The organism is Rickettsia aeschlimannii (assembly GCF_047973405.1).
GTDB lineage: Bacteria > Pseudomonadota > Alphaproteobacteria > Rickettsiales > Rickettsiaceae > Rickettsia > Rickettsia rickettsii.
In genome coordinates this window covers 65,557-79,318 of the sequence record NZ_JBFQGO010000001.1, presented here as the reverse complement: position 1 = coordinate 79,318, position 13,762 = coordinate 65,557, and the positions used below count along the sequence as shown (strand labels likewise).

The following is a 13,762-nucleotide window of genomic DNA, read 5'->3' as shown; positions in this document are numbered from 1 at the left end:
TGGTGTTTAGGGTGATAGTAGGAATATAACCTTGACAAAACGTACTGTTTATAGTACGTTATTAATATTAAGTCTTACTAACTATAAGGAAAAAATAATGGAAATATATAATACAAGCGAAGCAAGAAGTAAGCTTTATAAACTTATAGATTATGTTTCTGATGTACACAAACCTGTTTATATTAAAGGTAAAAGAAATAATGTAGTTATAATTTCAGAAGAAGATTATCGTAATATGGAAGAAACTTTATATTTATTATCTATTCCAGATATGCATAAGTCTATAATTGAAGGACGAGCAGAGCCTATAGAAAAGTGTAGCTATAAATTAAATTGGTAATTTTTTATAAATGTATATAATTTGTTATACTACACAAGCACAAAAAGATGCTAAGAAAATAGTGCAAGACGATTTAAAGAATAAAGTAGAAGTTTTATTAAACATAGTTAGTACTGATCCTTGGAAAATTTACCCTCCATATGAAAAGCTCGTTGGTGACTTTAGCGGTTGCTATTCAAGAAGAATTAATATTCAACATAGGTTGGTTTATGAAGTTTATAAACAAGAAAAAGTTGTAAAAATTCTTAGAATGTATACGCATTATGAATGAGTCATTAACTGAAAAAATCTCAGCATTTATTATTACCAAAAATGAATCCGCAAGGGTAGCACGAGCTATAAATAGCGTAAAAAATATTACTGATGAGGTGATAGTAGTCGATAGCGAAAGTACTGATGATACGGTAGCAATAGCTGAAAAATTAGGAGCAAAGGTAGTAATAAAACCGTGGCTTGGTTATGTAGGACAGAAATCTTTTGCCGAAAGCCTTTGCGTAAATGATTGGGTTCTTAATATTGATGCCGATGAGGAGTTGTCTAAAGAGTTACAAGACGAAATAGAGTATATTTTTGCCTCTCATAATCAAGATCATTATTTAGCTTATCAAATAAAGCTGTTAATAATGCATCGTAATGACCAAAAGCCACGAATGTTTGCTCCATTTAATAAATGTACTCGGTTGTATAATAAAAAATTTGCAAGCTTTGCAAATACCGTAAATAGTACTACTCATGATTCGGTAATATTTAATAAAGATGTTGATTTTGCAGGTAAAATTTATCTATTAAATGAAGCTGCTTATCATTATTCTGGTACTTCAATTGAGCAGTTGGTCACTAAAGCAAATTTTTATTCTAGCGAGCAAGCAAAAGATTTAGTTAAGCAAGGAAAAAAGCTTTCAAATTTTCGTTTAACAACTGAAATGATATGGTGTTTTTTTAAAGCGTTTTTTATCAGACGCTATTTTGTATTTGGTTTTGACGGTTTTGTAGATTCAATAATTTTTGCTTTTGCAAGATTTCTAAGGCTTGCGAAGTTAAGAGAGTCATCGCTTAAATCAAAAAACGTTATTGCGAGCGGGTATAAGAAGCGTGGCAATCTCATGAAGTAATATAAAATTCCTGAGATTGCCGCGTCGATGCTATGCATCTCCTCGCAATGACGATTTAGAAAATAAAAGATAAATTATGAAAGAAAATTTTAATGTTAGTAAATTAAAAAACGGTTTGACAATTTTAACATATAACATGCCTTATGTTAACTCGGTAGCAATGAATTTAATTGCTAAAGTTGGAGCACGTTATGAGAATGCAGAAGAGGAAGGCATATCTCACTTTCTTGAGCATATGGCTTTTAAAGGTACAAAAACTAGAACGGCAAAACAGATAGCGGAAGAGTTTGACTCTATAGGCGGACATTTTAATGCCTATACCGGTCATGAGAATACGATATATTATGCACGAGTCTTGTCTGAAAATTGTGATAAAGCACTTAATATACTTGCCGATATAATTCAAAATTCTATTTTTGCTGATGAGGAAATAGCTAAGGAATATCAGGTGATCATGCAGGAAATTGCTCATCATCAGGATAATCCAGATGACCTAGTATATGAGAAATTTTATAATAAAGTTTATAGAGAACAACCGTTGGGTAAGTCAATCTTAGGTACTGCTAAAACCCTTGCAACTTTTACGAAAGAACATTTTTTTAATTTTATAGATAAACATTATAATGCTGAAAATCTCTATTTATCAATTGCCGGTAATATTGATCATGATAAAATAGTAATTATAGCGGAACAGTTATTTTCTTCTTTGAAGCAAGGAGTAAAAAGTAGCTTTATTCCGGCAAAATATATAGGCGGAAACGGCTTTATTAATAAGGAGTTAGAGCAAACTAGTTTAGTGCTAGGGTTTGAAGGTACATCATATATTAATTTAGAAAAGCTTTACCAAACCCATCTACTTTCTATAATGTTCGGTGGCGGTATGTCATCGCGTTTATTTCAAAGTATTCGTGAGAAATTAGGTTTAGCATATGCAGTAGGTAGTTATAATAGTGCTTATTTTGATGGTGGAGTGTTTACAATTTATGCATCCACTGCACATGATAAATTAGAATTATTATATAGAGAGATTAAAAACGAAATAATAAAAATGACTGAACAAGTAAGCACAGAAGAGATTCTTAGAGCTAAAACACAACTGCGTAGTAATTTACAAATGGCTCAAGAGAAAAATACCTATAAGTCAGAAGAAATAGGTAAAAATTATTCTGTTTTCGGTAAATATGTTTCTCCTGAAGAGATTATGGAAATTATCATGAGCATAAAAGTTGATGATATTATTAATACGGCAAATAAAATATTTAGTGGTACTACTACGTCAGCAATTATCGGTCCGAATGATCTTCAGGGATTTTAATGATATGCTTGTGTGGATACCAGAGTCGTCATTGTGAGCGGCCTTAGGCTGTGCGTGGCAATCTCGTCAAATATCCTGAGATTGCTTCGTCAATTACTTTGTAATTTTCCTGGCAATGACGAAAAACCGAACTTTGAGACAAATAAATGAAAAAAAAATTATATGAAGGTTCAAGTAAAATTTTATATTCTGCCGAAGAAGATTTTTTACTTATAATGGCTTTTTCCGATAAGGCTATTTTAGAAACCGGTGAGACTGTTGATATATCAGGTAAAGGAGTACTTAATAATAATATTTCTTCCTTTCTAATGGATAAACTGGAAATGATCGGCATTGAAAATCATTTTATCGAAAAAATAAATATGAGGGAGCAATTAATTCAATATGTCGAGGTTTTCCCGATACAAGTAATAATATCATCAGTAGCGTGCAGTAGATTTGTAAAAGAATTCGGAATGGATGAAGGGTATGTATTTGATAAACCTATCATTGATTTTAAGGTCCGAAGTCGTGAATTTAAATATCCGATAGTTAATGAGTATCAAATATTAAGTTTCGGCTGGTTAACTAGGGATGAAATTAAAGCGGTAAAAGAGCAGGCTTTGCGTATATATGATTTTCTAAGCGGCTTATTTATCGGTGTTGGGATTCGGCTTGTTGAGTGTAAATTAGAATTTGGGCGTGTGTTTAACGGTGAAGAATCTATCATTATGTTAACTGATGAAATTAGTCCGGATAATTGTAGATTATGGCATATTAACAGTAATGAAAAATTGGGATTTGAATTGCTCGAAAAAGAACCAAATAAGGTTTTTGAATCATATCAGCTAATAGCTGATCGTTTAAAAGAAAAATAAATATATTTTTTAAGCGATATATGCTATTTTGGACTGTTTAATGTTTTATTACAAAGTTTGGTTTTTCGTCATTGCGAGGGAAATTACAAAGTAATTGACGAAGCAATCTCAGGATATTTGACGAGATTGCCACGCAGCCTACGGCTGCTCGCAATGACGATTAGGTGTCTACGCAGGAACAACATTTCTGATTTTTAATAATTTTTTATAGTCAAAAAGATGAAAAGACGATTTATTATAATAAGCTTTATAGCTCTAATCCTAGTAGGGTGGGGATATGCTGCCTATAAATTTGAACATCAAAGTAAAGAAAATATTATCTCTATTCTTGATAAATATGAAGAATATATAACTTATGATGCAATAAAAGTTAATAAATATGGATTTAGTGTTACTTTAAATAAAGTAATGTTAAAACCTATAGACTTTTATTTTGATGAAATAGTTATTAGACATATACCGTTTTTGAATATTACAAAAATTGATTCTTACGGAAATAATGTAAAAATTACTACCGCTCAAGATGAAAAAAATATTTTTTACTCACCTGATCATCATACAACAATTTGGTTTAGAAAATCTTTGTTTAATAGAGAACCTGATTATTGGAAATTAAGCTTGAGTGACAATAAATCAACTCTTTATAGTTCTCTAGATGCAGAAAAATTAGCAGAGAGTGATATTAGTAATTCTGTAATTACTAATACTAAGACATCGGATAACCTTAATTTGTTAATTTTGGATGGGAAAAATACTGTTTCTTTTATTTCTGAAAATTACAGAAGAAATTTATATGATAAAATTTTTGAATTTTTGAGAGATAAAATAGCTAATAGCTCTGATACTGCTTTCTTTGAGTATGGTTTGACAAAGTTAGATATATTGAATTTACCTATTTCTTACAATTCCAAATTAAAACTAAAATATAGTGATGAGTTAGTAGCTCTTGGGAAATTATTAATTCAAAATTTTTCTCTAGATCAAAAGCAAGATGAGAATATGCATGCTGTTATTTTTATGCAGATGTTAGGAGAATTAGTAAAAGGTAAGCCATTTTTATTTGCTTGTGATATTGAAAGAAAAGGAAAAGTAGAAAGTAATTTATATAAATTAAATATAGAAAAAGATAAAATTTTTGATTTTGCTTTAAATATTAAATCTACTATAGAACCTTCTGAAACATACCAAAAAATGGCAGCTGAAGCTTTAGGAAGCTACTTTAGTAATGTTTTAAACAAAAGAGCTGAGTTAGATAAAATTTTTAAACTAACTAGCCCTATTACTCAAGAAGATGGGGAAAGAGTAATGGGTGTTTTTGCAAAAATAAATAATTCCGAATTTAATTTAAAAGGTAAGTTTGATCCTGAAGCAAAAAAATTATCCGGTAAAACTAATCTTGTAATGGATGATTTTAATTTTGCTATTGATATTGATATGCCTACTATAGATAATCCTCTGAATCTAGAAAGCGTAATAAAATTATCGGATCCGAGTGCGATTATAAATAATTTTGTGCATTATACTAATAATGCTATTGTGCCGGTGCTTAATAAAATAGAAGATTCTAAGGAATTTGCTTTAAATCTAGGAAAACAATCTTCAGTAATAAAGCAATACGGCTTTAGGGCAATAGAAGTTTTTAGTAAAAATTCTGAATTAAAAGACGCTGAATCTTTAGTAGTTGATGTAAAAAGTAAAGATGCCGGACTAACCTTTAACGATAAAGCTATTGATCAGATCCTTAGTGATGCAAGAGTATTAGAATTTATGAATGCCATGGCTATGATAGATCAAGAAAAAAAGTAGTCTAAGTGTCATTCCTGCTTTTGCAGGAATGACATAAGAGCTACGAGATAAGGTCTACAAGTAAAAAATTTGAAGAAAAAATAAGTTATAAAAGAATGATTAATATTTCCTTTCCCGATGGTAGTATAAAACAATTTGCAAAAAACATTACCGCCTATGAAGTAGCAAATGCAATTTCAATGTCACTTGCTAAAGCAGCAATGGTTGCTGAAATAAACGGTGAGTTTCAAGACTTAAGTATCGTAATTGAAAATGATTGCAAGCTTCGTATTTTAACTGCGAAAGATCCTGAATGTCTCGAGATAATAAGGCACGATGCGGCACATTTAACAGCAGAAGCAGTAAAGGAACTATTCCCTGAAACTCAGGTAACGATTGGTCCTGCAATTGAAAACGGTTATTATTATGATTTTGCCCGTGATAAACCTTTTACCACTGATGATTTAGCCGTTATAGAAGCTAAAATGCAAGAACTTTCACAAAAGAACGAGAAAGTAACAAGAGAGCTATGGGATAGGGATAAAGCCGTAGAGTTTTTTAAATCGATAGGAGAGCATTATAAAGCCGAAATTATTGCTTCAATTCCGGCAGGTGAGCCAATTACTTTATACAGGCAAGGTAATTTTATTGATCTATGCCGAGGTCCGCATGCTCCTTCTACAGGGGTTGTTAAGCATTTTAAGTTGATGAAAGTTGCAGGAGCGTATTGGCGAGGTGATAGTCGTAATGAGATGTTGCAGCGTATATACGGTACTGCTTGGGCCACGAAGGAGCAGCTAGATAGTTACCTCTTGATGCTTGAAGAAGCCGAAAAGCGTGATCATAGAAAGCTTGGGCGTGAGCTTGATTTATTCCACTTCCAAGAAGAAGCTCAAGGAATGGTATTTTGGCATGATAAAGGCTGGAGTATATATAATACCATTGAGCAGTATATTAGGAAAAAGATTCGTAAAAACGGTTATACCGAAGTTAAGACTCCTGTTTTGGTCGATAAAAGCCTTTGGGAGGCTTCAGGACATTGGGAAAAGTTTCGTGATGATATGTTTGTGTTAGAAACAGACGATAAGACATTAGCTTTGAAGCCGATGAACTGCCCTTGCCACGTGCAGATTTTCAAACAAGGTATCAAGAGTTATCGTGATTTACCTCTTCGTATGTCGGAGTTTGGTTTGTGCCATCGTAATGAGGCGTCCGGTGCGTTGCACGGTTTAATGAGGGTGCAGAGTTTAGTGCAAGACGATGCACATATATTTTGTGCTGAGGAACAAATTACCGATGAAACGGTTAGTTTTTGTAAATTACTGACTGAAGTTTATAAGGATTTCGGCTTTACTGATATAAAGGTAAAATTCTCTGATCGTCCTGAAATCAGAGCAGGGAGCGATGAAGTTTGGGATAAGGCTGAGAATGCTTTAAAAGAAGCAGTAGAACAAGCAGGGTTTACTTATACACTAAACCCAGGCGAGGGGGCATTTTATGGTCCGAAGCTTGAGTTTGTATTAACCGATGCGATAGGGCGGCAATGGCAATGCGGTACGCTTCAGATGGATTTTGTTTTGCCGGAGCGGTTAGATGCTAGCTATGTTGCAGCAAGTGGAGAGAAAAAAAGACCCGTAATGCTACATAGAGCGATCCTTGGCTCACTTGAGCGTTTTATTGGTATATTGATCGAAGAATATGCAGGTAGGTTCCCGCTTTGGCTTGCACCAGTGCAGGTTGCTATTGCAACTATTACCAGCGATTTGAACGATTACGCTTTGGAAGTGCAGAAAGCTTTAATTGATAACGGGGTAAGAACGGATTTTAATATCTCACCTGATAAAATTAACTATAAGATTCGTGAGTTTTCTAATCAAAAAATACCAATGATTGCAGTAATCGGTAAACAAGAGCAAGAAAATAAACAAGTAGCGATTAGAAGGCTTGGAACTACTGACCAAGAAGTATTATCGGTTGAGCAGTTAATAGCTGTGGTTAAAGAAGAGAATGAGAAATATTTGTAGATTTTAAATCTAAAGGATGATATAAGATAATAATACGTATCATAGGGATATGATATCCTAATTAGGAAAAATCCTAAGGAGATTATGTGAGAACTATTATTAATATAGCTGATTCGCAAATTAAAATTCTAGATAAACTATTCAAGAAAAAAATATCAAGAGATAAAATTATTGGGCAAGCTTTAACTAGTTACATTGCTAGTAATGATCACAATAATAAGGCATTTGAAAACGCTTTTGGACTCTGGAAAGATAAAAATCTAGATAGTTTAGAATATTAGGCTAAATTACGTAATGAGTGGAACGAATGAAAGCTACCTTTGATATTAATAGATTATCTACAATAATGTCATTCGGTTGATCGCATATGGGTGACAACTTAAGGATCGATGTCATTTCCGTGAAGGCGGGAATCCAGGGTAAAGCGAGATAAATCGAGCTTTCCAAAAAAATCTTTTAGACCAAGATTTTTTTATAAATTTTACTTTTCAAATAAAGCTTTAAGGTACTGGATTCCCGCCTTCGCGGGAATGACATAAGAGTCATACAACAAGGGCAGGCAGGTATGATATAAAACGGGCTATGTAATAAGGCTGCTTTTATCTAAGAATAACATACATTTCTCAATTTATGAAAATCAAAATTTATCCTGTTTCTTTTTTATGGTCTGTTATAAAGCCGTATAAATATTGGTATTTTGTTATGATGCTTGGGCCTATTGCAAGCGGCTTTCATCCTATTATATATAATTATGCCGTAAAGCTTTTGCTTGATTTATTTACCCAAAATGAAAAGATTATATTTGCTCAAAGTTATAAACCGATAATATGGTTTGTAGCAGCACAAGCTATACTTGATGGTGCTTGGCGTGCTCATAACTTTGCATAACTTAAAGCAATGCCTCATATCTTTTAAGGCATGATGAATAAAATATGTAATCACTGTTTTAATTTGCCGTATACTTATTTTCAAAATAACCTTTTCGGTTCTATCGTCGGAAGAGTACGGGGCATAGGTGATAATTATTATAAAATGCACCAAGCAATCGAGTATCAATTAAGCAAATCGTTATTAATTACCTTGCTTTCCAGTATTGCACTGGGTCTTACTAATATTAAAGTATTTGTTGTCATTAGTACCTTTATGGCTATTGACTTACCGCTTGCTTTACAGTTTTTTACTAAACTTGCTAAAATGGAACAAGATAAGCAAGATTCTTGGTATAGTAGCTGATTGTATTACAAACATCTTTACTATTTTTTCGTTTGCAGCAAAGCAGCGAGAATTAGATAAAGTAAATGATTATTACCATAATGTACATAATCCTCTAACAATAAAATATTACAAATATGATTTAATTATTTGTATAATATTTAGTTTAGTATATTGGTTATATTTAACAGGTGTATTTGTGTATGTAATTCATTTACGTAATCTTGGTGAAATTAGTATCGGCGATATTGCTTTTATTATGTCTCTTACTTTTTTAGTTACTGAAAATTCGTGGCATGCCACTATGGAACTTAAAGACTTTTTAGAAGATATAGCAGCGTTTCGCTCCGCCTTTACAATCATGCAAATCCCACAAGATACTATAGATAAAGAAAATGCTGCTGAATTAAAAATCTTCAAAGGAGAGATTATATTTAGGGATATATCGTTTGCTTATAAAGAGGTGAATAGTGTATTCCAGTCTCTTAATTTGCATATTAAAGCCGTTGAGAAAGTGGGTATTGTCGGGCATTCATGTAGTGGTAAATCCACTTTAATTGCATTATTATTGAAAAATTTTAAAGTCGGAATTGGCGATATTATAATCGATAACCAAAGCCTTTACGATACTTCCTCTAACAGCCTGTGGGAGCAGATATCATTAATTCCTCAAGATATTATGCTTTTTCATCGCTCAGTAGGTAAGAATATCGGATATGCAAAAGAGAATGCTTTGCCTTGGGAAATAGAAAATGCCGCCAAAGCTGCAAATATCCATGAATTTATCGAAAGTTTACCGGAAAAATATAACAACCATTGTCGGTGAGAGAGGAGTAAAGCTAAGTGACGCAACGTATAGCAATTGTCCGTGCTATTCTTAAAAACGCTCCGATTTTGGCTTTAGGTGAAGCAATTTCAAGCCTTGATAGCCATACAGAGCAAGAAGTACAAAAATCTATTAATACCATGCTTGATATTGAGAATGTAACGATAATTGCTATATATAGCCCACAGATTATCTACTATCAAGCATATGATGGATAGAATTATTGTTATGAATAAAGGAAGATCGGAGAAGACGGCACTTTTAAGGAACTCTGGGAGCATCAAGTTAACAGATTTGTTTAAACCGGCGTTATTAAGAATATGTAAGGTATCTCTAGGCAATAAAAAGCTAACTATGAAGTTCATAACCTAATAAAAGGCATTTATTACATTTATAATCAAATATTTCATGAAATGTTGTTTTGAATTGCCAATCTTTTTTACAAGATGGAAAATTTAAATAATTAGAACGTGCATAGGAGTTCCCTGATACCGGTTCTGCTATAGGATAAAAAACTTTCTTTTTTAAACATTTTTGTATTCGTTTACTAATTTTTCTTCCTTTTATAGAAATATCACTATCTAATTCTGCTAATTGTTTTTCTATTAAAGGTTCTAATGTTTATAGCTTGAAAGCCATAAGCTGTAAGCCGCCGCATAATCATTTTGCCAAGAAGTAATTGTTCCTCCGAGATATCGGTCTTTATCATTTATTTATTATATATAAAGGTAGATATCTCTCCTCATCTGTACGTAATACAAGCTGCTCTTCATAAGCTTTTGACCATGAAATAGGATATAAATAGAAAATTTTGCATTTTCAATATTTTTTTCGATATCAATAGGTGTTTCACTAACATAGTCTGCTGTTATTTTATAACTAATTATTACGCCAAATTGCTCTAATTCATCTTTATCTTTCAATGCATAATAGCTTAAATGCAAAGCATCTTTATTAGGAATTACTGCATAAAAAACCAATTTATTTTTTGTAGGACTAAAAAATTCTCCATTATTTAATATATTACCGTTTTGGTATAAAGAACCGATAAAACTACAAAGTAAATGCCACGCTTTTCCGTAATCCTTTAATAAGAATTGCTTACTTTTATTAAACGATATAGTAACAAGATATATATTAGACATAGTTTAAATAAAATTACCTATTTAGCTAAGAATGCTGCCTTTTGTAATCTAACTTAATTGGAGTTTATTCCTAAAAAAGCTTACTATTTAGGAATAAACTCCTAAATAGTTATATTAGTAATATAAGTAAAGGATAAAAAACATAATTGATTTTAAACATGCTTTAAAGAAAAATATAAAATACTACTTTTCAAAGAAAAGAGTTATACCCCTAAGGCTTTTTTTTCTTTAGATTGTTCTTGTTCAACTGCTTGAGTATGAGACTTAACTTGAGGGATTGCAAGATCGACTACATGTTCATATCTAACGCCATTTTCAAATAAAACTTGACCGCATTTATTCACTTGAATAACATCTTCTTTAGAGAATTTATTTAAAATAACTTCCGTGATGTTATAAAGGAATTTCCAAGATAGTTCTATTCTTTCTTGTAATGTCAGCTTTTTATTTTCTGGTTTTTGACTATTAAGGGCAACATTTGGCGAATCATCAATATTACCTCCTTCAGCAGGTAATATATTTTTTTTACGTGCTGCTATTTTCTTATACATTAAAAATATTAATAATAATGCTAAGCAACCTATGGCAATTAAAATATGAGTATTAGAATTAGACATTATTTTGCTCTTCCTTGTTGTTGAGTTAAGTTGTGTGTTTTAGAAAGTATAGTAACCACTGCTTTACCTATATTAACTAAGTTAGCTATATCAGGAGTTAGCTTTGCAATTGCTAAGATCGGAGGTGGTAATAAGTTAGTTTTTATTGTTAGACTTATAACACTTCCGAGTTCTTTACTTCCTGGTATTACTCCTACTATTTTTTTATGTCGCTTGCAATTTCCGTAGCTTTTTCTGCTGCTTTACATAAATAAGGATTCTCTATCTTTTCGCTACAAGAAGCTTCCGGATTTAATACTTTTAATAATTCTGTTTTAGCTTCATTTAGATTACCAGAAATAGAATTCTTTACAGAGTTTAATTTGTCAATATTTATATCTTGTGGAATTGCACTTTCAATATTACTTTTTAGTTCTGTTATTTTTTCTTCTACTTCATCTTTGCTTTTTGGTATAGCTTTAGCAGCTTTTACAACATTCTCTAGTGAAGTTTGGTTATTAGGGTTTTTATTTGCTATTTCAATAATTTTTCAAGGCGGTTCTTTTGATATTTCTGAAATTGTGGCAACTTTTTTAGCTTTTTCATAGATGTTTTCAAGCTTCTCATGAGATTTAGCCTCTTCCCTTACCTTATTTCTTTTATATCATTATGCAATTTTGTTATTTTTGGCAATAATTTTTCAGAGTCAATAAGATTATTTACTTTTTCAAGTATTCCGCTTGTTTGTATAAATATTCCAAGAATCGGTATTTGAGTCGATATAACCCCGACTAATATATTGTCTAATGATTCTATAATTTTTTTAGAAGCTCCAGGACAGAGTTTATCTAATTCTTGCTGAAATTTTAAAATTTGTTCTAAAACCTTTTAATTTTATTAAAAGTCTTTTTAGTTCTTCTTGTTGTTCTTTATTTAACCCGCTGAAACTAGAAAAATCAATTATAGACATAAAATTTATTATTTTGTTATCAAATATTAATTAATCTTAAAGCTTTATAACCGTAAAATAAAATGTAAAATAGTTATCATTGCCCTTGAGATTAATTTTTGTTATATTACGTGCTAACATTGCTACAATAGATTTATATTGTTTTATTAGGATATAGGTATATTCTTGAAAGATTAAACTAATCTAACTAACATATTATCAATTATTCAAGAAATTTATGCGTAAATTAACTACATTTATTGTTACATTATTACTAACTAGTTCGGTTGCAGCAGTTGATTTGCAGGAAGCTTTAACTCAAGGATATAAGAATAATGAGGAGCTGAAAGCTGCTAGAATTAAGTTTTTAGACTCGATTGAGCAGTTTCCGCGAGCTTTTTCGGGGTTTATGCCTAGTGCCGGATTACAGATTAATAGACAAAATAATAAGACTAAATATAATAAAAAATATGCTGATAGGCTTGGTATTACTCCAAGGGAAACAGATAGTGATCAAGGTGCATTAACAATTCAACAGTCTCTATTTAATGGTGGTTCTAGCGTTGCGGCTCTTAAAGCTGCTCAAGCAGGATTTAGAGCCGCACGTGGTGCATATTATGCCGGTGAACAAAAAATATTATTAAATTTAATAACTGCGTATCTTGATTGTTTTGAGAGCAAAGCGAAATATGATATTTTCGAAAGTAGAGTTCGCACTAACATACAACAAGTTAACACCGTTGAGGAAAAATTAAGACTTGGAGAAGCAACGGAAGTAGATATAGCAACCGCAAGAGCGGGGCTTGCAGCAGCAGAAACGAATAAACTAACTGCTTATGCCGATTTTCAAGGAAAAAAAGCAAATTTTATTAGAGTATTTGGAATAGAGCCGACTAATATAACTATGCCTGAGTTACCTAAAATGTTACCTGCTTCATTAGATGAGTTAACCAGAAGAGCTGCTAAGCTTAATCCTGATATTGATTCAGCAAGGCATAATGTAACTTCGGCTAAAGCTTTAGAAATGGCAGAAAAAGGGAAATTATTACCGCAAGTAAGTGTGCAACTGCAATCCGGTAGAACACACTACAATCCACAAGATGATATAAATGCTATAAATAATAGAAGCTATACTACTACTCTTTCGATAAATATCCCTATTTATCCTGAGGGAGGAGCTCAATATTCAAGAATCAGATCAGCTAAAAATCAAACAAGAAATAGTGCAGTTCAGCTTGATAGTGCGATAAAGCAGACCCAAGCAGGGGTTGTAAGCGTGTGGGAGGGATTTGAAGCAGCAAAATCTCGTATTGTTGCCGCTAATCAAGGAGTGGATGCTGCTCAAATATCATATGACGGTACTGTGCAAGAGGAAATAGTCGGATCTAAAACAATATTAGATGTTTTAACTGCCGAAGAAAAATTATACGAAGCAAAAATAACTCGTGTGGATGCGTATAAATCTTCAGTACTTGCGGCATATCAAATGAAATTGTTAACCGGCGAGCTAACGGCTCAAAGTTTAAAACTTAAAGTAAAATATTTTAGTCCTGAAGAAGAGTTTAAGACTATTAAAAAGAAAATGTTTATAGGTTTTTAAC

The 13,762-nt window shown here is 32.0% G+C and carries 18 protein-coding genes and 1 pseudogene; 14 read left to right on the top strand and 5 right to left on the bottom strand.

All coding sequences use genetic code 11. The annotated features are described in order from the left end of the window. Window positions 1-97: 97 nt before the first annotated feature. The 12 genes from AB4K15_RS00510 (at window position 98) to AB4K15_RS00455 (ending at window position 9,689) form a co-directional block, all read left to right on the top strand. Window positions 98-340: a type II toxin-antitoxin system Phd/YefM family antitoxin gene (locus AB4K15_RS00510; RefSeq protein WP_032073952.1), complete on the top strand. Its 243-nt coding sequence runs from the start codon at window positions 98-100 to the stop codon at window positions 338-340. Between the two features lie 10 nt (window positions 341-350). Then, a complete protein-coding gene (locus tag AB4K15_RS00505) occupies window positions 351-611 on the top strand; it encodes a Txe/YoeB family addiction module toxin (protein WP_500224782.1) in 261 nt (86 codons plus the stop codon). Further along, a complete protein-coding gene (locus AB4K15_RS00500) occupies window positions 604-1,452 on the top strand; it encodes a glycosyltransferase family 2 protein (RefSeq protein WP_032073954.1) in 849 nt (282 codons plus the stop codon). The genes AB4K15_RS00505 and AB4K15_RS00500 overlap by 8 nt, the downstream gene beginning before the upstream one ends. A 76-nt stretch (window positions 1,453-1,528) precedes the next feature. Beyond that, entirely contained in the window at window positions 1,529-2,767 is a 1,239-nt protein-coding gene (locus tag AB4K15_RS00495; protein ID WP_032073955.1) for a M16 family metallopeptidase, read from the top strand. 146 nt (window positions 2,768-2,913) lie between these two features. Further along, complete coding sequence (locus AB4K15_RS00490) at window positions 2,914-3,624, top strand: phosphoribosylaminoimidazolesuccinocarboxamide synthase (protein ID WP_032073956.1); 711 nt, start codon at window positions 2,914-2,916, stop codon at window positions 3,622-3,624. 219 nt (window positions 3,625-3,843) lie between these two features. Then, complete coding sequence (locus tag AB4K15_RS00485; protein ID WP_032073957.1) at window positions 3,844-5,430, top strand: hypothetical protein; 1,587 nt, start codon at window positions 3,844-3,846, stop codon at window positions 5,428-5,430. A 95-nt stretch (window positions 5,431-5,525) separates the two neighbouring features. Then, on the top strand, window positions 5,526-7,433 hold the full coding sequence (gene thrS / locus AB4K15_RS00480; protein ID WP_032073958.1) for a threonine--tRNA ligase: 1,908 nt from the start codon (window positions 5,526-5,528) through the stop codon (window positions 7,431-7,433). 86 nt (window positions 7,434-7,519) lie between these two features. Then, window positions 7,520-7,714 carry a hypothetical protein gene (locus AB4K15_RS00475; RefSeq protein WP_500224786.1) on the top strand — a complete coding sequence of 65 codons (195 nt, stop codon included), beginning with the start codon at window positions 7,520-7,522 and terminating at the stop codon, window positions 7,712-7,714. Window positions 7,715-8,063: 349 nt separating this feature from the next. After that, window positions 8,064-8,321 (top strand): hypothetical protein, encoded by a 258-nt coding sequence (locus AB4K15_RS00470; protein ID WP_500224788.1) that lies wholly within the window; start codon window positions 8,064-8,066, stop codon window positions 8,319-8,321. 30 nt (window positions 8,322-8,351) lie between these two features. After that, a complete protein-coding gene (locus AB4K15_RS00465) occupies window positions 8,352-8,666 on the top strand; it encodes a hypothetical protein (RefSeq protein WP_500225639.1) in 315 nt (104 codons plus the stop codon). Further along, complete coding sequence (locus AB4K15_RS00460; protein ID WP_500224791.1) at window positions 8,620-9,471, top strand: ATP-binding cassette domain-containing protein; 852 nt, start codon at window positions 8,620-8,622, stop codon at window positions 9,469-9,471. The genes AB4K15_RS00465 and AB4K15_RS00460 overlap by 47 nt, the downstream gene beginning before the upstream one ends. A 17-nt stretch (window positions 9,472-9,488) precedes the next feature. Beyond that, window positions 9,489-9,689, top strand: a complete 201-nt coding sequence (locus tag AB4K15_RS00455) for a hypothetical protein (protein ID WP_500224793.1) — start codon at window positions 9,489-9,491, stop codon at window positions 9,687-9,689. A gap of 130 nt (window positions 9,690-9,819) precedes the next feature. Here the strand turns inward: AB4K15_RS00455 and AB4K15_RS00450 are convergent, their stop codons facing one another. The 3 genes from AB4K15_RS00450 to AB4K15_RS00440 all read right to left on the bottom strand — a co-directional run bounded on the left by AB4K15_RS00450 (window position 9,820) and on the right by AB4K15_RS00440 (window position 11,233). Continuing rightward, the gene (locus AB4K15_RS00450) at window positions 9,820-9,975 is read right to left on the bottom strand and encodes a DUF8594 domain-containing protein (RefSeq protein WP_500225653.1); all 156 of its coding nucleotides are present in this window, start codon (window positions 9,973-9,975) and stop codon (window positions 9,820-9,822) included. 212 nt (window positions 9,976-10,187) lie between these two features. Continuing rightward, a complete protein-coding gene (locus AB4K15_RS00445; protein ID WP_500224796.1) occupies window positions 10,188-10,616 on the bottom strand; it encodes a hypothetical protein in 429 nt (142 codons plus the stop codon). Window positions 10,617-10,819: 203 nt separating this feature from the next. After that, complete coding sequence (locus tag AB4K15_RS00440) at window positions 10,820-11,233, bottom strand: DUF2660 domain-containing protein (protein ID WP_014366108.1); 414 nt, start codon at window positions 11,231-11,233, stop codon at window positions 10,820-10,822. Between the two features lie 30 nt (window positions 11,234-11,263). On the opposite strand from AB4K15_RS00440, the gene AB4K15_RS00435 reads away from it, so the two are divergent. Then, entirely contained in the window at window positions 11,264-11,461 is a 198-nt protein-coding gene (locus tag AB4K15_RS00435) for a hypothetical protein (protein ID WP_032073960.1), read from the top strand. On the opposite strand, the pseudogene AB4K15_RS00430 reads toward AB4K15_RS00435, so the two are convergent. Then, a pseudogene (locus tag AB4K15_RS00430) lies at window positions 11,430-11,923 on the bottom strand (hypothetical protein). The gene AB4K15_RS00435 and the pseudogene AB4K15_RS00430 overlap by 32 nt on opposite strands. 133 nt (window positions 11,924-12,056) lie before the next feature. Next, window positions 12,057-12,182: a hypothetical protein gene (locus AB4K15_RS00425; RefSeq protein ID WP_500224799.1), complete on the bottom strand. Its 126-nt coding sequence runs from the start codon at window positions 12,180-12,182 to the stop codon at window positions 12,057-12,059. A gap of 217 nt (window positions 12,183-12,399) precedes the next feature. Between AB4K15_RS00425 and AB4K15_RS00420 the strand changes: the two genes are divergently transcribed. Next, complete coding sequence (locus tag AB4K15_RS00420; RefSeq protein ID WP_500225636.1) at window positions 12,400-13,761, top strand: TolC family protein; 1,362 nt, start codon at window positions 12,400-12,402, stop codon at window positions 13,759-13,761. Window position 13,762 lies beyond the last annotated feature (1 nt).